This window comes from Pseudomonas sp. NPDC090208, assembly GCF_044746785.1.
In the GTDB taxonomy this organism is placed as follows: domain Bacteria; phylum Pseudomonadota; class Gammaproteobacteria; order Pseudomonadales; family Pseudomonadaceae; genus Aquipseudomonas.
In genome coordinates this window covers 266,938-285,497 of the sequence record NZ_JBIVCU010000002.1, presented here as the reverse complement: position 1 = coordinate 285,497, position 18,560 = coordinate 266,938, and the positions used below count along the sequence as shown (strand labels likewise).

Here is an 18,560-nt window from a genome sequence, read left to right as displayed (position 1 = left end):
TCAAGCCTCCTGATCTGTAACCGCCGGGGAGCGGCACCTGATGTCTTCGCTTTCGTTGTCTTCGCGACGCAATCTGTCCAACCGCTGCGCGCTCACCAGCCGCTGGTGCAACGTCTGATACTTGCCTTGCCTGCGCAGGAGCTGTCGCCGCTCTTGCTGTCCGGCCTGCAGTTGTTCCAGCAAAGCGGCGCGCTGCTCGTCGATGCGGGTCCGATCAAGGACCAGATTGAGCAATTGCCGTCGAGAAGCGGCCTGCCGACGCAACAGCATCAACAACTGCTCATGGCTCAAAGCACTGCCATCGGCATGCTGACTGGCGATGTAGCCCAATAGCGATTGCTCCTGGGTGGCAATGTCCCTGTACTCCCCTTCGACAGCGTTCAACTGCTGTCGAATCTGCCGCAGGGTGTTGTCGCAACGTTGCTGACGCGATGCGCAAAGGCGCAGCAGGAGCTGTGTGTCAGCCAATGAGGTCATGCAGACGCTCCATCGCGTCCCGTGGGTCGCTGCCTTCATCAGTCGACTGGCGTAACCAGTCATCAAGCGCGTCGCGACAGGACATCGCGTGATCATTGGCCGCATTCACACCAGGGCTGTATTCGCCCATGTCGAGCAACACCTGCAGATCTTCCAGACGGCTCATGATTTCGCGAGCCTTGATCGCCAGCACCTGCGTGGCAGGATCCGCCACCTGACGGGCCACCCGGCTGACGCTACGCAGCACATCGACGGCCGGAAAATGCCCTTTGCCGGCCAACGCTCGGCTCAAATGAATATGCCCGTCGAGAATCGAACGAATTTCCTCCGCCAACGGATCGGGCTCATCGTCGCTTTCCAGCAATACCGTGTAGAAAGCCGTGATGCTGCCCCGCTCGGTGACGCCGGGGCGCTCCAGCAGCGCCGGCAAGGCATCGAAAACCGAAGACGGATAACCACGACGCGCCGGCGGTTCGCCGGCTGCCAGTGCGAGGTCGCGCCGGGCGCGCGCATACCGGGTTATCGAGTCCATGAACAACATCACCTGCTGCCCCTGATCACGAAAATACTCGGCGATGGCGGTCGCCTGCAGGGCGGTGTTGCAGCGGTCAATCGAAGAAAAGTCCGAGGTCGCGAACACGACCACACAACGAGAGCGCTTAATCGACCCGCGCAGTGACTCGATGAACTCGGTCACTTCTCTGCCCCGTTCACCGACCAGCGCGATCACGAAGACATCCGCCTCGCTGCGAGCAATCAGCATGTCGATCAACGACGTCTTGCCGGACCCTGCGGCAGCAAAAATCCCCATGCGCTGACCAATTCCGCAGGTCAGCAATCCGTCAATCACTCGGATGCCGCTGACCAGTGGGATCTTGACCGGGCGGCGTTGCCGGTAGTCCGGCGGCGGAGCATCCACCGGATAGTCCTCGCAAGTAAAACCGCTTGCCGGAGCCAGACGTTCGATGATTGCTCCATGGGGATCGACAACGCTACCCAGCAACTGAGGGCCGCAGCTCATACGCAAGCTCCCACCGGTCGGTACGATCAAGGATGCGCGGGACAGCCCGCTGGCATTGCCCAGCAGGCTCAACACCACCGCGTCAGCCTTGAAGCCGATCACCTGCGCCCACGCGCAGGATTGCCGGTCACGCCAGTGGCGGCGAACCTCACACATTTCGCCGATGACCACGCGGCCCAGAGCAGCCTCGATCAACGGACCGCTGATCCGCAACGGATGAGCCGCGTGACGTTCGAAGCTGAATCGGCTCATCGGCCAAGAATGCCTTTGACGATCTCGATCCCTCCGAGAAACTCTTCCAGCGCCTGACCGAAGGCATGTTCGTTCTCGAACGCTGACGCTCCGATCATGCTGCGCAACTCAAGACGATCCTCGGTCTGAAGCAGCTGCATCTGCCCGGTACGGGCGAATTCAGCGCCATCCAGCAGGAAGCTCAACAGTGCCGGAGCGCATGTCTGGATATGCGAGCTGCCTTGATAATCCAGCACACTCCAGAACCAGAAATCGTCGTTGACCCGTTCCAGATTGAGACTGGGCATGTTCAACAGCTCAAGCTCGATGTTGCTGTGCATATCGAACGAACCGACCTGTTGGTCACTGCAACCTTTGGCCCGTAGCGCACGGCGCAGCAGGTCAGCGATATCGATGTCGGGCATTGATGGCTCCTTTAGAGTGTCTTGACGACGTTGACGGAAATGGTTTCGGAAACTTCGCCGTAGGACATGACGTCCAGCTCCTTGAAACGTCCCTCGATCAGTTTCTTGATGTACCTGCGCACGTCGATTGAGCCGAGCAATACAAGATCCTTTTGCGGGATATGCAGGCCATCCAGCGCGACGGCGAGGCGATCGATCAGCTCTTCGCAGGCGGCAGGTTCCAGGTTGAGGAAATTGCCCTGGGAGGTTTGGCGGATACCCTTGCGCACGACTTCCTCGAACTCGGCCGAGAGCATCAACACGCGAAGATCATTGCCGTGGGCAAACTTGTTGCTGATGTAACGGGCCAGGCCTCCCCGCACATGCTCGACCAGTGCCAGCACGTCCTTTTCCCGCGAGGCCCAATGCGCCACCGACTCCAGCACCAGCTTCATGTTGCGAACGGAAATCCGCTCGTTGAGCAGTCGTTGCAGAATTTCCGAGACCTTCTGCACCGTGACATGGCGGTACACCTCTTTGAGGAGATCGGGGTAACGCTTTTCCAGCTCGTCGAGCAGAGTCTTGGTCTCCTGTACACCGAAGAATTCATGGATGTTGCGTGCCAGTAGCGTCACCAGGCAGCGATAGCATTCGTCGTATGCCGGACGCAGGTGGTAGCCGAGGTTTTCGAGCGTGTGCTTTTCGCTGGCAGAGCACCAATGGCTGGTCTGCCGATTACTGTCCATTCCGCGAACAAGGCTGATCTGGAGGGTTTCAATCTCGGGAGAGAAATCGACGATACGCAAATGATCGAAATGGATATCGAACTGGTCGGCACGCACCTCGTTGATCAGGACTGCAAGCTGGTGGTCCGGAAGTAACTCACTGGCCCGCAATTGCGGTTCAGGAATCCGGATGCCGTAATCCACAAAAAACTGGGTGCGAAAACGCTCGGGTAAACGGGCCTTGCGCAACGAATCGAGCCGGCTGCCGGGCACCAGCAGTATCAGCGGTACGGTTTCCGTGGCCAGACTGTCCACATCCTCGATCAGGCCAAGGCTGTCTTCGGGATTGCCGGATCCGCCACTGACGGCAGGCATCTCGCTATTTTCACTGCACTGCCGACGAGCCCGCCGGTATCGACTGAGCAGCAACAATCCCAGTGAGGCCGACAGCAGCATGAACGTTGCGAGGGGGAATCCGGGCAAAACCCCGACCGCCAGTGCCAACACGGCGGTCACTCCAAGAACGAACGGGTTGCCAAGCATCTGAGTGATGATATTACGGCCCAGGTTGCTGTCGTCACCATTGACCCGGGTGACGATGAAGCCGGCGCTGATCGCGATCAGCAGAGCAGGTATCTGCGCGACCAGACCATCGCCGATGGTCAACATGGTGTAGGTCGACAGTGCGGTGGACATGTCCATGCCCAGTTGCCCGACACCGATGGCAATACCGCCGATGAAGTTGACGAAGATGATGATGATGCCGGCGATGGCGTCGCCCTTGATGAATTTCATGGCTCCGTCGAACGAACCATACAGCTGGCTTTCGCGCTCCAGCACACTGCGGCGCTCGCCGGCAGTTTTGGCGTCGATCACTCCGGCCTTGAGGTCGCCGTCGATACTCATCTGCTTGCCTGGCATGCCATCCAGGGAAAAGCGTGCCGCGACTTCCGCGACCCGTTCCGATCCTTTGGTGATGACGATGAATTGCACGATGGTGACGATCGAGAAGATCACGAAGCCCACGATCAGGTTTTCGCCGATCACGAACTCACCGAAGGTGTCGATGATGTCCCCGGCATCGGCCTGGGTGAGAATCAAGCGACTGGTGCTGATCGACAAGGCCAGACGAAACAGCGTGGTGATCAGTAGTAACGAGGGAAACGTGGAGTAGCTGAGGATCCTTTCGATGTAAAAAGACCCCATGAAAACCAGCAGCGCAATGACGATGTTGAGGCCAATCAGAAAATCCACCAGCGGTGTCGGCAGAGGGATGATCAGCATGGCGATGATCATGACCATGAGCGTCAGGATCAGCAGCTCCGGTCGCGACGTTACGCTGCGCAGAAACTTACCCAGCACGGTCTGTCTCCTGAAGACGCTCAACGGCTTCACGAGCAAAGGTGATATCAGCCAGCGTCATGAAACGCTCCATCAGACGCAACGGGGCCTGCTCATCTGAGAACAATTCGACAGGCAGGCGGGCAGCCGCCTTCTGAAGAGCGCCGAGCACGCACGAGCGCTCGGCATGGGATACCGGGAACAGCGCGTCGCCAATACCACCTTCGAGCAGATCATCCAGCTCGTCTGGGTAGCGCAGAAGCCCGAGCATCAGAATCAGCAACTGTGCCTCGCCGATGCCATGGCCGTGCAGCCATTCATTTGCGAGAAGGTCCATGACGAAAGTCCGATCTGCCGAACGCAACCTTTTGAGCTGCCCAAGCCGTCCGAGCAGATCGCCGAATTCGGCGCGGGTACAGCTTGGGTCCTGTGCGTCGATATCCGTCAGTAGCGACGCCTCGACGAACATCAGCACGCTGCTGCGATGGTGGCACCCGTAGAGCGCTATCCAGTCTTCATAATCGGGTACGGGCCCCGAATCGCTCTCCAGAAAAGATCGGTAGGTTTCACGTAACAGAGCGGCGCTCATGGCCAGCGTCTTGCCGAACAGCCGAGCCTTGAGCGCACAATTGATACCGGCCTTCAATCGCTTCGGCGAGGCCTGGGACATCACCACGCGAAGCATCTGCTCGATCCGCTCACGACTGGCTTCAGCCAGGTTTTTCTGCCGCAGCAGTTCGCGCAGCACCAGCACCAGATCGCTGTCATCACCGAACAGCTGGCGAGCCTGCTGCAACAGCCACTCAATGGGACGATCAGACATCTTCGCCGCCGCCAGCACTTGCTGCGCCCTTGGCAAAACGTCGCCTTCAAGTACCTTCTCGAAGTCGCTCATATGCTCTTCGAGCCGCCCGTCCGGCTTACGGCTGCGCATGAACTGGCTGAGCGCCGCTGACATTTCATCGCTGGTTTCCAGCATTCGCGAGGCAGCAGTGACCGCCATATCTTCTGGCGTCTCGCTGGACTGAGTATTTGCCTGAGCCTTGGAGTCAGGTGACACGAGCAGCGGTGAAGGCATCGAAGGACGTATCTGCATATCAGCGCTCGATGGCCTTCCAGATGGCGCGTTGCGCCTCCAGCCCCATGCCGAAGTCACTGGCTTTCGCCGCCAGATCGCTGGCCTGCTCGGGCAAGGGCGTGCGTATCTCCCTGGGCTGAATCAGAAAAACCCGTACCGTATTGGCGTTGCGCGATTGTCGATAGCTGAACAGCCTTCCCACCACGGGGATCGAGCCCAGCACGGGAATCCGGCCAATCTGCTCACCGCGCTCGTCACGGGTGAACCCGCCGATCAACAGGCTTTTGCCCTGAGGCACCCGAGCGACTGTACTGATGCGGGTTCGCCCGACTGTTGGCAGGGCGCCTTCGGCATTCTTGTCAGCCTTTCCGTCGCTGACTTCGTCGCCGTCTTCGATGGTCAGCGACATTTCGATCTCTTCCGAGACACCGAAACGCGGCAGTACGTTGACCATTGTTCCGTAGGTGACGTGCTGTAGCTCCACTGCACGCTCACCCACCAAGCGGGTGTAGAACGTACGGTTATTGTCGAAAATGGCCGGTACGTTTTCCTGAGTCAGGATCATCGGGCGGGAAACGACATTGGCCCGATTTTCCCGCTCCAGAGCCTGGATCTGCATCATGAAGCTGGCGCCGTCCAGCGTGCTTTCCAGGCCCCCGTTGAGTGACGCGGCGAACTGGCTGCCGACTTTCACGCCGCCTTGCCAGTTGACTCCGAGCTGGTTGAGGTCATCTTTCTGCAGGTCGATGATCCACAGCGACAGCTCGACATGGCGCTTGGCTTCATCCAGCGCCGCGACCAGATTTTCAATGAAGCGCACCTGATCGGGCAGGCCCTTGACCAGCAGGCTATTGGTGTCGGGATAGGCGATGACACGGATGTTGCCCGCTGCCATATCGCGAGCCATCGCTTTTGGTCCCACCCGGATATCGTGATTACCGGTCACACCGGAGTCTTCCAGCGCAGAGCCCGGCGCACTGCCCGACCGAGCCGTTCGAATCGCCTCGTCGACGCCCCGCTTCTCGCCTCTGAGCAACTGCTCGATTACCGTCGCCATACCAGGAATCACAATGCTCTCGTCACGCATCTGGTACGTACGATCACCCACGAAGGTGTTGTGCAAGCGAATGACGCCGATGCGCTGCTGACCCAGATCCAGTTCAGCACCCTGGTTATCCATGAGTTGTGCAGCCTGCATGATCAGGTCGACATAGATGGGCGGTCCGGAAACATAGAACGTGCGACGGCCGTCGTTGCGCAACGGATAGCGGTCGTCTGCGAGACCGGAGCGGCGCATGAATGCCTGCAGACTGTCCACGGTGATGGTGTTCAGCGAGCCCACCGCGCTTTTCGACTCTGCGGCGTCGTACACGTAAATAGCCTGGCCGTCGTCGTACCAGATCAAACCGAGTTGTCGGGTGATTTTCGCCAGCGTGCGCTCGGGATTGGTGAGGCTGAAGTCGCCGGTGATCTTTTTCTGCCCGGCGGACTTGCTCACGACAACCGGCTTGCCCAGCGCCCCGGACAATCCGTCGAAGAAACCGCGCAGACTTTCCTGACGAGCCACATAGCCGCGGCTCTCGGTAGATGGACTGGCAGCCACCGACAACGGAACGAGGCTGCATATGAAAAAGAACACCAGTGCCGAGAATGAGGGGCGGACAGTCATCATGGTCATCTGCTCGAAAGCCGGGTGATGTCGTTAAGACTGCTGGGGGATACACCAAGCAGCTCGCGGATTTCCTTGGAGAAGTGCGATGGCGACGAGAAGCCGAATGTCAGAGCAAGGTCGGTCAACGTTTCTTTTCGCGACTTGGCCAGCAAGGCGCGGGCCGTGCGCCACTCGCGCAATTCAGTCTTGGCAGTGCAGCCAAGCGCTTGATGGCAGAGCCTGCGAAAGTGAGAAATTGACACACCGTAACGGCCCGCCAATTCACACAGCTTGCTGCTCAAGGACTCTTCACGGAGCAAGAATGAAACGACCTGATAACGCTCGCTTTGGCGCAACCACGAGGAGAATTGTCGGCAGGCGACACTGCCGGTCATGCATTGGGTGACGTACCAGCGTTCGAGGGCTTGTGCACACGCCAGATCTTCGGCAGGCACTGCCAGCGTTACAAAGTCTGCGCCTCCCCCCGTCTCGACTGCGTCCGCAGCCCGGTCCATGAAAACCTGCAACTTGACCAGATTGACCGCCGGCGCCTCGGAACTGCGCTCGCCACCCTTACAGGACAAGACCCCGGAGCGATATGCCCACAGCCCGCTCCAGCCAGGCGGCAGCCAGTAGCTGACCGCACCACCGATGCATCCAAGATCCAGCCCGAGCTCGCCGACCTGCACCGAAACGATTCGCTCGCTCGTGCTGGCATGGCTGAAGGCCGTATCTGCAAAGATTTTGGGGGAGAAGGAATCGGACCGCACGATCAAGCACCAGGAGTCAGCTCACATGAGTCCGGATCATGGGAGTCGGTGCCGTGCGAATCTTGATGGAATACTGATGAAGCCCCGCGCAGGATTGTGCGGTTTCGGCGGAAGGGGTTCGGCAGACGCCCCGAGAGCGTCTGCCGGAAAAATCAGCCGAGCAGGAACTCCCTGACTCGCAGCGTGAACACTTCGCCCAGTTCGACGTTGGACAGGTGCGCCGCGTAGTAATCGGACAACTGGCAGCCCTGGATATGGTTCTGGATGAAATGGCCGTCGGCGACCGTGGTCACGGCATCGTGGCTGCCGCAGATCATCAGGGTCGGCACGGTGATCGAGCTGATCTGTTTGCGGAAATCAGCGTCGCGCACTGCCGCACAGCAGGCGGCATAGCCTTGAGGTGAGGTCGCAGCCAGAGAGTCGGTAACCGGTGTGACCTTGTCGGCATGATCCCTGGCGAAATCCGCGGTGAACCAGCGTCCTACCGCACCGGCACCCAGCTCTTTCATGGCCTGTTCGCCGCCCTCTTCGACCATTTTGATACGCGGATCCCACATCTCGGGTCCGCCGATCTTCGCCGCGGTGTTGCACAGAATCAGTTTGTGCAGGCGGTCGTTGGCGTGAATGCCCAGCCACTGGCCGATCAAGCCACCCATGGACAGACCGCAGAAATGCGCCTGTTTGATTTTCAGGCTGTCCAGCAGTGCCAGTACGTCACGCCCCAGTTGCTCGATGGTGTACGGGCCCTGGGTCACCAGCGACTTGCCATGACCGCGCGTGTCATAACGCAGGACACGGAAGGATTGAGTCAACGCCGGGATTTGCGCATCCCACATGTGCAGGTCGGTGCCGAGCGAGTTGGACAGCACCAGCACCGGAGCACCTGCCGGGCCCTCGATCTGATAATGCATTTCACCATCGCCAAGTTGTACGAATGCCATGTCAGCTTCCTTTGACCGATTTCAGGTTTGAAGAGTATGGATGATGCGCGCCCGGATACCGGGCGCGCTTGTTGCGGATCAGAGATCTTCGTGCAGGTATGCCGGCTTTTTCGGCAGACGCAGGCTGAACAGGAAGGCAATGGCCATCATCGCGGTGACGTACCAGTAGAAGGTGTTTTCCATGCCCATGTTCTTCAGCCCCAGCGCCACGTATTCGGCCGAACCGCCGAACAGCGCGTTAGCCACCGCATACGCCAGACCGACGCCCAGCGCACGTACCTGGACCGGGAACATCTCAGCTTTTACCAGACCGCTGATCGAGGTGTAGAAGCTGACGATTGCCAGCGCCAGGGTGATCAGCACGAACGCCAGCACAGGGCTGGTGGTGGTTTTCAGGGTCAGCAGCAGCGGCACGGTGAAGATTGTGCCCAGGCCACCGAACCAGAGCATCGACGCGCGGCGACCGATCTTGTCGGCCAGTGCGCCGAACACCGGCTGCATGCACATGTACAGGAACAGCGCGCCGGTCATGATGTAGCTGGCGACCTTGGCGTCCATGTGTACGGTGTTGACCAGATACTTCTGCATGTAGGTGGTGAAGGTGTAGAAAATCAGCGAGCCGCCGGCGGTGTAACCCAGTACGGTGATGAACGCCGCCTTGTTGTCGCGGAACAGTGCCGCCATGCTGCCGGCGTCCTTGTCCTGACGCACTTCGGCCGTGGTGGTTTCTTTCAGCGAGCGACGCAGCAACAGCGAGATGACGGCGGCGATGGCACCCACCACGAACGGAATCCGCCAGCCGTAGGCTTTCAGCTCATCGGCGTTGAGGAATTGCTGCAGGATGACCACGGTCAGCACGGCCAGCAACTGGCCGCCGATCAGGGTCACGTACTGGAACGAGGCGAAGAAGCCACGCTGGCCGCGCAGGGCGACCTCACTCATGTAAGTTGCCGTGGTGCCGTATTCGCCACCGACCGACAACCCCTGAAACAGGCGCGCGACCAGCAGCAGGAATGGCGCCCAGGCACCAATCGCGGCATAGGTCGGCAGACAGGCGATGACCAGCGAACCTGCGCACATCATCAGGACCGAGATCATCATCGAGTTTTTCCGGCCATGCTTGTCGGCCACGCGACCGAACAGCCAGCCACCGATAGGGCGCATCAGAAAGCCCGCGGCAAACACCCCGGCCGTGTTGAGCAACTGCACGGTCGGATCATCGGACGGAAAGAAAGCCGGTGCGAAGTAGATGGCGCAGAAGGCGTAGACATAGAAGTCGAACCATTCCACGAGGTTGCCTGACGAGGCACCCACGATCGCAAAAATCCGTTTGCTCCTTTCTTCTCCGGTGTAGTGAGTCGTTGTCATTATTTTTTCCCCAGTTTTTAAAAGGCCCGCTGTCGAACCGGCCCGGACAGGAAGACTGTCGGACCCGAACGAGCAGACGGTCCACGAAACAACCTGTAACACTAAGACTTAAGCACTTCGACATCACAAGAACAACCACCCGAGCCATCAAACTGCCTTTTCGTGGAGGCAGTCGATGACTCGGGTGGTTGAATCCTGTGGCGTTGCTTCAGCGCCCTGTGGCTTTACCTCTCGATGGCAAGAGCCAGACCCTGCCCTACTCCGACGCACATGGTCGCCAATCCCTTGCTGCCGCCGGTTTTTTCCAATTGATGCAACGCGGTCAGCACCAGACGCGCACCGCTCATGCCCAGGGGATGCCCCAGGGAAATCGCGCCGCCGTTCGGGTTGACCTTCGGTGAGTCATCGGCCAGACCGAGTTCGCGCATCACCGCCAGACCCTGGCTGGCGAACGCCTCGTTCAGTTCGATGACGTCGAAATCCGATACCGCCAGGCCCAGACGCTCGACCAGCTTGCGCACCGCCGGTACCGGGCCGATGCCCATGACACGCGGCAGCACACCGGCACTGGCCATGCCCAACACTCGCGCACGTGGCGTCAGGCCATGCTTTTTCACCGCGTCGGCGGACGCCAGAATCAGCGCCACGGCGCCATCGTTCAGCCCGGCCGCATTACCGGCAGTGACGGTCTTGCCCGGACCGTTAACTGGCTTGAGCTTGCTCAGGGCTTCCAGACTGGTATCAGCACGAGGATGCTCGTCCTTGTCGACGATGGTTTCGCCCTTTTTGCCGGCGATACGCACCGGAACGATTTCTTCCGCGAAGAAGCCCGAAGCCTGAGCCGCCGCTGTGCGTTGTTGACTGCGCAGGGCAAAGGCATCCTGATCCTCGCGGGACACCTTGAAGTCTTCGGCAACGTTATCGCCGGTCTGCGGCATGGTTTCCACGCCGTACTGATCTTTCATCTGCGGGTTGACGAAGCGCCAGCCCAGCGTAGTGTCTTCCAGCTTCTGACCGCGACCGAATGCAGTTTCGGCCTTGCCCATCACGAACGGCGCACGGGACATGGACTCGACACCACCGGCAATCGCCAGCTCCATCTCGCCAGAGGCAATCGCGCGGTAAGCCGTGCCCACCGCATCCAGGCCCGAAGCGCACAGACGGTTGAGCGTGACACCCGGTACGGTTTCCGGCAGACCGGCCAGCAGTGCCGCCATGCGGGCAACGTTGCGGTTGTCCTCACCGGCCTGGTTGGCGCAGCCGAGGAACACCTCGTCGACTTCGTTCCAGTTCACCGATGGGTTGCGCTCGATCAGCGCCTTGATCGGCAATGCCGCCAGGTCATCGGCACGCACGCTTGCCAGTGCACCGCCGAAGCGGCCAATCGGCGTACGGATCGCATCGCAAATAAACACTTCACGCATCATGCTTCTCCCGCTGTCTGACCGTGGGCGGCAGCATCCTGCAGGAAAGAACTCCAGCCATGGGGTGCTCCGGGTCAACTTTCTATCGATGAGCGGTGCCAGGGGGCGGCACCGGGATGAGATTCAGGTTATGCCTGAGCACTAGGCGGGACAATCCGATAATCGACTATGTGTTCGATAACCGCACACATAGTGAATGCACATGGCCTGCGGGGTTGAGAGGAGGTTCTGCGGGAGCCAACACCTGCCAATCAGGTAAACAGTTGAGTACTCAGATTGCGGCTGGCATCGAGCATGATCGGCAGAAACTTCTGCTCCAGTTCGTTACGGGTGACACGTCCGGCGCTGGTGCTGACATTGAGCGCCGCCAGCACCTGACCGGATGCGTCGTAAACCGGTACGGCAATCGAACGCAGGCCTTGTTCAAGTTCCTGGTCGACGATGCACCAGCCTTGCTCGCGCACCTGCTGCAGACATTCGAGCAACGCCTCCGGGGTGCGCAGGGTTCGGCTGGTCTTGGGTTGCAGGTCGACATGATCGAGGTATTCCTGCAACGACACATCGTCCAGCGCCGCCAGCAGAATCCGGCCCATGGACGTGCAATAGGCCGGCAAACGCCCGCCCACCGCGAGGTCGACCGAAATCAGCCGCTGCGTCGTCGCCGAGCGAGCTATATATAAGATGTCGTCCCCCTCCAGCGTCGCCATGTTGCAGGCTTCGTGGAGTTGTTCGCTCATGCGGTCCAGGTAAGGCTGGGACGACACCGCCAGCGGCGTCGACGACAGGTAGGCGTGACCGAGGGTCAGCACTTTGGGCAACAGCGAATAGGTTCGACCGTCGGTGGTGGCGTAACCGAGTTTGATCAGGGTGTGAAGGCAACGTCGTACGGCGGCACGCGGGATTTCCGTACGGTGGCTGATCTGCGCGATGGTCAGGTGCCGCTTGCGCTCCTGAAACGCCTGAATGACCGCCAGCCCGCGGGCCAGCGAGGTCATGAAGTCAGGATCACCTGTGAAGGCCTGGATCCGCTTGGCCGGTGACGCCACGATGGGCGGGGCCAGCGAAGCAAAGGAATTACGCAGTTGATCGTTCATCTCGTTACCGTTCGTCGTGGCCGCGCAGGCCTTGTCTAACGCCACTCTCGCCTCTTTTCACGTCAGCGGCAAGGGCGCGTGGTGCGATTATCGAACCACTGGCCGATAATCGCAATTGACCGGTCGCTCCGTTGCTTATACCTTTCACACGCCACCATGTGGCTTCTTGGAAATACTGGTCAGGTACCCACTGAGAAGTCCCAGGCAGCGGCCTTGCTCATCGCAAGGCCGTTTTTTATCCCCCCCTTGCCGCGCGCCCCTCTCCCTTTGTATGCATCTCGATACAATTACGCTGATCGGACATTTTCAATCCGGCAGGAATTACGTCGTCAGAAATTTGTCTCACAGCCGACGTAATTTGATTAACAAGTTTTGTCATAGATGATTGCGCTCGAACTTCGGAAGGGTCGTACAGCTAAACAGTACTTGTCCGCTGTTATTTGAATTGCGGCATTGCGCGCAGTTGACTCTTTTCCGTGTCTTGGAGATAGTAGCGATCAATTGACGTGCTATAACGCCATGGCGTGTTTCAAGTCCGCCACCCTACCTGGTATGGATCCAATCACGCCGCGCATGCACAACCTGAGTGCATTGCCCACGCGCTAGACAGGCCAGAAGCCTGGTCAATTCGCCAGTATCTGGCAGATGCAAATTGAATGTTGCTACGACAGCCTTGTCGTTCCGGTGCGCGTAGCCGCAGGTGACTGAAGTGTTTAATCCGTTCGCCGGTGATTCATCGCGAAGGTTTAATCGCAACACGATCAGCCAACTCGATCAGCTGGCTCTCCCACACTTCGCGATCCTGTGCCATCACTGGAATACACCCGACATATACAGGTAATGATGTGACCAAAGATGAACTGCGCGCAGAACTAGAGCGCCAGGAACAACGCTACAAGGACGTCTACGGCGGTGAGGTGACCACCTACGCCGCTCAGCCAGAGCCGGAGCGCAAACCGTGGCGCAAGCGCGCCAGCATCCGTGATCAGGCGTTCAAGCAGGAACTTCAGAAGATGGAGCAAGAGCTCAAGGAACAGCCTTGAGCGGTGTCGCTCGCACAACTGACTGATGCGATCGCCTGACGGCCGAATGGCTTCCCCGGTTTCAGCTAAGGTTGAAGCGCGTACGCGTTTCGCTTCCTGACAGGAAGTCAACGGGCTGGAGTGGACAGAATTTTCGTCGATGGCCGCTACCAATTGGCGGCTTGCCTATCGATTAGTTTTTTTTCTGTCATAATCCCGCCCCCTTAATACCGGGTCAGAAAACCTTCCATGATCGATTTATTCAGCGGACTGGATGCCTGGGTGATTGTGAGCCTTGTGCTCGCCCTGGCTTTTGTCCTCACCTTCGAGTTCATCAACGGCTTTCATGACACCGCCAACGCGGTGGCTACAGTCATTTACACCAAGGCGATGCCGCCCCACCTGGCGGTGTTCTTTTCGGGTGTGTTCAACTTTCTCGGGGTGCTGCTTGGCGGCGTCGGCGTGGCGTATGCCATCGTCCATCTGTTGCCCGTCGAACTGCTGATCAACGTCAATACCGGTCATGGCCTGGCCATGGTGTTCTCGCTGCTGGCCGCAGCGATCACCTGGAACCTCGGCACCTGGTACTTCGGTATTCCAGCTTCCAGTTCGCACACGCTGATCGGCTCGATCCTCGGCGTCGGTCTGGCCAACGCGCTGATCAACCACATTCCGCTGGGTGAAGGCGTGAACTGGCAGAAGGCGATCGACATCGGTGCCTCGCTGGTGTTTTCCCCGCTGATGGGCTTCATTGTCGCGGCGCTGGCGCTGATCGCACTGAAGGCCTGGCGCCCATTGTCCAAGATGCACAACACGCCGGAACAGCGTCGCAACATCAAGGACAAGAAACACCCGCCGTTCTGGAACCGTCTGGTCCTGGTGATTTCCGCCATGGCGGTGAGCTTCGTACACGGTTCCAACGACGGCCAGAAAGGCATCGGCCTGATCATGCTGGTGCTGATCGGTATCGTCCCGGCGCAGTTCGTACTGGACCTGAGCACCACCACGTACCAGATCGAACGCACCCGCGACGCGACCCTGCACCTGAGCCAGTTCTACCAGCGCAACAATGCGACGCTGGGTGAGTACCTGGCGCTGGGCAAGTCCAAGACCGGTGACCTGCCTGAGCGTTTCAGCTGCAACCCGGAGCAGACCGAGCCGACCATCGACGCCCTGCTCAACAACCTGAAAGGCGTGACCGACTACCACAGCCTGGCGCCGGAGCATCGCATCGAAGTACGTCGCTATCTGCTCTGCCTGGATGACACTGCGCGCAAGGTCAGCAAGCTGCCATCGCTGGATGCGCGTGAGAAGTCCGACCTGGAAAAGCTGCGCAAAGACCTGACCGCGACCACCGAATACGCACCGTTCTGGGTAATTCTGGCGGTAGCCCTGGCGCTGGGTATCGGCACCATGGTCGGCTGGAAACGTGTGGTGCTGACCATCGGTGAGAAGATCGGCAAACAGGGCATGACCTACGCACAGGGCATGTCGGCGCAGATCACCACTGCCAGCGCCATCGCTCTGGCCAACGTGTTCGCTCTGCCGGTATCCACCACTCACATTCTGTCATCAGGTGTCGCAGGCACCATGGTGGCGAACAAGAGCGGTCTGCAAGGCGGCACCGTACGTAACATCCTGCTGGCCTGGGTCCTGACCCTGCCCGCCACCGTCGCGCTGTCGGCGGCGTTGTTCTGGCTGGCGTCCAAAGCACTGGCTTGATTCACGGAATAACGCGCTCCTTGCTCCTTGTAGGAAGGAGCGCGTTTGCCCGCAAGACATCGTGTCAGTCAACGTCTATGTGACAGGCCTATAGCTATCGCGGGCAAGCGCGCTCCTACCTACAACACTCGCGGCTACCCTCATTACCGCCGCTTCTTGCTCCCCCCCAGCAACGACCCCATCAAACCTCGTACCAGTTCCCGACCGATCTGCGTCGCGGCCTGACGCATCGCACTCTTGACCGCCTGCCCCGCCAGCCCACCGAGAAAACCACCGGCAATATCGGCCAGCCCGCCGTCAGACTTTTCTTCCGCCTTCGAAGCCTGTGTTGCCGCGCCTTGCCGGGCCAGCAACATCTCATAGGCCGACTCACGATCAATCGGCTTGTCGTAGTGACCGGCCAGTGGCGAGCGGCTGATCAATGCCGCGCGTTCGCCTTCGGTCAACGGACCGATGCGCGATTGCGGTGGCGCGACCAGCACCCGCTGCACCATCTCCGGCGTACCCTTCTCCTGCAAGGTCCCCACCAGCGCCTCACCGATTCCCAACTCGGTCAGCACCGTCAGTGCATCGAACTGCGGATTGGGCCGAAAGCCTTCCGCCACCGCTCGTAGCGATTTCTGCTCTTTGCTGGTGAACGCTCGCAGCCCGTGCTGAATGCGCAGGCCCAACTGGGCGAGGATGTTGTCCGGCAAGTCGCCCGGTGACTGGGTAACGAAATACACACCGACGCCCTTGGAACGGATCAGCCGCACCACCTGTTCAAGGCGATCCTGCAAAGCCTTCGGCGTATCGGCAAACAACAGATGCGCCTCGTCGAAAAACAGCGCCAGCAGTGGCTTGTCGGCATCGCCACGCTCGGGCAACTGCTCGAACAACTCGGCCAGCAACCAGAGCAGGAACGTCGCATAAACCTTGGGCGCCTCGTGAACCAGACGGCTGGCGTCCAGAAGATGAATCCGCCCACGGCCATCGCTGGCCGGTTGCAGAATGTCTTCCAGTTGCAATGCCGGTTCACCGAACAAGGCTTCGGCGCCCTGTTGCTCCAGTACCGCGAGCCGACGCAACAGGGCCTGACTGGACCCGGTGGTCATCAACGCACTGTCTTCGCCCAGCGCCTGGGGGTTGTCTTTCAGATATCCCAACAACGCCTTGAGGTCTTTGAGATCCAGCAGCAACAGGCCTTCACGGTCCGCCACCTTGAACGCGGCGTAGAGCGCCGATTGCTGGCTGTCGGTCAGTTCCAAAAGACTTCCCAACAACAAAGGCCCCATTTCCGACAGGGTGGTACGCAAGGGATGACCGGACTGTCCATGCACATCCCACAGGGTCACGGGATAGGCTTTGGCTGAATGATTGAGCCACGGCATGCCAGCAATACGCTCGGCGACTTTGCCTTGAGGATCACCGGCTGCACCCAGGCCGCACAGGTCGCCTTTGATATCAGCGGCGAACACCGCCACCCCGGCATCGCTGAACACTTCGGCAAGGCGCTGCAAGGTCACGGTCTTGCCGGTCCCCGTCGCTCCGGCCACCAGCCCGTGGCGGTTTGCCAGACGCATTGCCTGACCGATGGGCCGTCCCTCCAGGTCCGCGCCAATAACAATTTGCTGAGAATCAGGCATGTTTTCACCCACAAGTTCCATGGTTTGGTTGTCCCGCACACATCCCGGGTCGGCCTCTTCACTCTAGCCCAAGCCGAACGCAGGACTTTGCGGACCCAGCCGCGCGGCCATCCGCCACCGAACATCTATTCTTGAGAGTGGTCAACCAGAGACAGCAACGTCGAGACGTACGCCAGTTGCCGTTGTCCTGCACCGGCGACGCGCAACGGTCTGTATCGTCTACTGGACTTTTCCGCCGTCGACGCTCCCGGTATTGTCTGGAGCACCCGCAGCGCCTGGCGTCGTGGCCTGTCGAAAATCATCAGCGATCACCGTGAGGCCCACTTGCACCACACCCCGACTCTGCGCCTTGGTCTGCAATCCGTGGACATGCGCAACGACTGTTCTTGCCGCGACTGGCTATACACCCTGCCCCGCCTTCTGGAAGACAGCCACGTGCCAATGACTGAATTCGCCTGGCTGCAAAGCCTGCACCGCGTCAGGTCGGCAGCGTGAAACGACTCGGTTGGCTGGCCGCAGGCCTGATCCTCGCACTGCTCATTCCGTTGTTCATGGGCGGCGCGGAAATGTTTCATCGGCTGCGCAATTTTCCGCCGCTGTTGCTGCTGGGCATGTTCGCCATGGTGCTGGTGGGCTGGTGCATGAACACCATGCGCCTGCGCCTGTTGCTGGGGGAAAGCGCCAGCCTGATAGGCATGCGTAAAAGCCTGGCGGTGGTCATGGCCACCGAGTTCGCCTATTGCGCAACACCGGGAGGCTCCGGTGCGCCGTTGACGCTGGTGGCGCTGCTCTCACGCTGCGGCATCGGGCCAGCCCGAAGCACCGCCGCCTTTGCCACCGACCAGCTCAATGACCTGCTGTTCTTTCTGCTCGCGCTGATCGGCATCCTGATCTACGCGGTCTTTCACCAGCTCAGCGAAAGCCTGGAATGGATGCTGATCGCCAGTGCCCTGCTGATCGGGGCCGGGCTTTGTGCCTGCGCCGGCTTTGCCCGTTATCACCGACGGATCATTCTGTTCAACGGCAAGTTGCTCGAACGCCTGAAACGCAAGAACAGCACGCGCATTCGCTGGGCGCGCAAGCTGCTGCATTTTCGCGACGCACTGGCCGAGACCTGGAAAATGCCTCACCGCATTTTATTGAAGGTTTTTGCCCTGACTTGCGTGCACTGGACCCTGCGCTACAGCGTGATGTACCTGGCGTTGCAGGGGCTCGGCGTGGACATTCAGTGGGCCTGGACGTTTCTGGTGCAGATGCTGTCGCTGAGTGCCGGACAATTCAGCCTGTCACCCGGAGGCGCAGGGGCGGCGGAACTGACGTCGGCGGCATTGCTGGCGCCCATGGTGGGGAAATCGACGGCAGCGGCAGCGATCCTGATCTGGCGGATCGTCACCTACTACTTCTATCTGGTGGCGGGCGGGCCGGTGTTTCTGCTGATGGTGGGCCGACCATTGCTGATGAAGCTATTGCGGATCCGAACGGTCTGACGGATTGCCGTCGGCTTCTTCAGAATCTTTCAGCTGTTTCCACAACTGCGCGGCGCCTTCGAATTCGGTGCCGTCATCCGGTGACAGCGCATCGGGATCAAAACGGCTCAGGCAGCCCTCGCCGAGGGTCGGTGGCGCTTTCGAGGTGGCCTTGTCGAGGGGATTGGTCATGGTGCTCT

The 18,560-nt window shown here is 59.8% G+C and carries 16 protein-coding genes; 3 read left to right on the top strand and 13 right to left on the bottom strand.

Features of this window, described 5'->3' with window-relative positions; all coding sequences use genetic code 11:
* The 11 genes from ACIPL0_RS04325 to pcaR all read right to left on the bottom strand — a co-directional run bounded on the left by ACIPL0_RS04325 (position 1) and on the right by pcaR (position 12,525).
* Positions 1-477, bottom strand: coding sequence for a hypothetical protein (locus tag ACIPL0_RS04325; RefSeq protein WP_400593210.1), 477 nt, complete (start codon positions 475-477; stop codon positions 1-3).
* On the bottom strand, positions 461-1,750 hold the full coding sequence (gene sctN, locus ACIPL0_RS04320; RefSeq protein ID WP_400593213.1) for a type III secretion system ATPase SctN: 1,290 nt from the start codon (positions 1,748-1,750) through the stop codon (positions 461-463). Before sctN ends, ACIPL0_RS04325 begins: the two co-directional genes overlap by 17 nt.
* The gene (locus ACIPL0_RS04315) at positions 1,747-2,154 is read right to left on the bottom strand and encodes an Invasion protein B family (protein ID WP_400593216.1); all 408 of its coding nucleotides are present in this window, start codon (positions 2,152-2,154) and stop codon (positions 1,747-1,749) included. The genes sctN and ACIPL0_RS04315 overlap by 4 nt, the downstream gene beginning before the upstream one ends.
* Positions 2,155-2,165: 11 nt before the next feature.
* Positions 2,166-4,220, bottom strand: coding sequence for an EscV/YscV/HrcV family type III secretion system export apparatus protein (locus ACIPL0_RS04310; protein ID WP_400593219.1), 2,055 nt, complete (start codon positions 4,218-4,220; stop codon positions 2,166-2,168).
* On the bottom strand, positions 4,210-5,295 hold the full coding sequence (sctW, locus tag ACIPL0_RS04305) for a type III secretion system gatekeeper subunit SctW (RefSeq protein ID WP_400593222.1): 1,086 nt from the start codon (positions 5,293-5,295) through the stop codon (positions 4,210-4,212). Before sctW ends, ACIPL0_RS04310 begins: the two co-directional genes overlap by 11 nt.
* A 1-nt stretch (position 5,296) precedes the next feature.
* Complete coding sequence (gene sctC / locus ACIPL0_RS04300) at positions 5,297-6,949, bottom strand: type III secretion system outer membrane ring subunit SctC (protein WP_400593225.1); 1,653 nt, start codon at positions 6,947-6,949, stop codon at positions 5,297-5,299.
* Positions 6,950-6,951: 2 nt separating this feature from the next.
* Positions 6,952-7,698: a helix-turn-helix domain-containing protein gene (locus ACIPL0_RS04295; RefSeq protein ID WP_400593228.1), complete on the bottom strand. Its 747-nt coding sequence runs from the start codon at positions 7,696-7,698 to the stop codon at positions 6,952-6,954.
* A gap of 152 nt (positions 7,699-7,850) precedes the next feature.
* Positions 7,851-8,639, bottom strand: coding sequence for a 3-oxoadipate enol-lactonase (gene pcaD, locus ACIPL0_RS04290; protein ID WP_400593231.1), 789 nt, complete (start codon positions 8,637-8,639; stop codon positions 7,851-7,853).
* A gap of 78 nt (positions 8,640-8,717) precedes the next feature.
* Positions 8,718-10,007, bottom strand: a complete 1,290-nt coding sequence (locus ACIPL0_RS04285; RefSeq protein WP_400593234.1) for an MFS family transporter — start codon at positions 10,005-10,007, stop codon at positions 8,718-8,720.
* A gap of 224 nt (positions 10,008-10,231) precedes the next feature.
* A complete protein-coding gene (gene pcaF, locus ACIPL0_RS04280; protein ID WP_400593237.1) occupies positions 10,232-11,434 on the bottom strand; it encodes a 3-oxoadipyl-CoA thiolase in 1,203 nt (400 codons plus the stop codon).
* A gap of 248 nt (positions 11,435-11,682) precedes the next feature.
* Positions 11,683-12,525 (bottom strand): pca regulon transcriptional regulator PcaR, encoded by an 843-nt coding sequence (gene pcaR / locus ACIPL0_RS04275; protein WP_400593240.1) that lies wholly within the window; start codon positions 12,523-12,525, stop codon positions 11,683-11,685.
* A gap of 845 nt (positions 12,526-13,370) precedes the next feature.
* On the opposite strand from pcaR, the gene ACIPL0_RS04270 reads away from it, so the two are divergent.
* Positions 13,371-13,568: a hypothetical protein gene (locus ACIPL0_RS04270; protein ID WP_400593243.1), complete on the top strand. Its 198-nt coding sequence runs from the start codon at positions 13,371-13,373 to the stop codon at positions 13,566-13,568.
* A 228-nt stretch (positions 13,569-13,796) separates the two neighbouring features.
* Positions 13,797-15,269 (top strand): inorganic phosphate transporter, encoded by a 1,473-nt coding sequence (locus ACIPL0_RS04265; RefSeq protein ID WP_400593246.1) that lies wholly within the window; start codon positions 13,797-13,799, stop codon positions 15,267-15,269.
* A gap of 143 nt (positions 15,270-15,412) precedes the next feature.
* On the opposite strand, the gene ACIPL0_RS04260 is transcribed toward ACIPL0_RS04265, so the two are convergent.
* The gene (locus ACIPL0_RS04260; protein WP_400593249.1) at positions 15,413-16,894 is read right to left on the bottom strand and encodes a helicase HerA-like domain-containing protein; all 1,482 of its coding nucleotides are present in this window, start codon (positions 16,892-16,894) and stop codon (positions 15,413-15,415) included.
* 491 nt (positions 16,895-17,385) lie between these two features.
* Here ACIPL0_RS04260 and ACIPL0_RS04255 point away from each other — a divergent pair, with 491 nt between their 5' ends.
* The gene (locus ACIPL0_RS04255) at positions 17,386-18,381 is read left to right on the top strand and encodes a YbhN family protein (protein ID WP_400593252.1); all 996 of its coding nucleotides are present in this window, start codon (positions 17,386-17,388) and stop codon (positions 18,379-18,381) included.
* On the opposite strand, the gene ACIPL0_RS04250 is transcribed toward ACIPL0_RS04255, so the two are convergent.
* Positions 18,358-18,552: a hypothetical protein gene (locus ACIPL0_RS04250; RefSeq protein ID WP_400593255.1), complete on the bottom strand. Its 195-nt coding sequence runs from the start codon at positions 18,550-18,552 to the stop codon at positions 18,358-18,360. The two genes, ACIPL0_RS04255 and ACIPL0_RS04250, sit on opposite strands and share 24 nt — an antisense overlap.
* Positions 18,553-18,560: the final 8 nt, after the last annotated feature.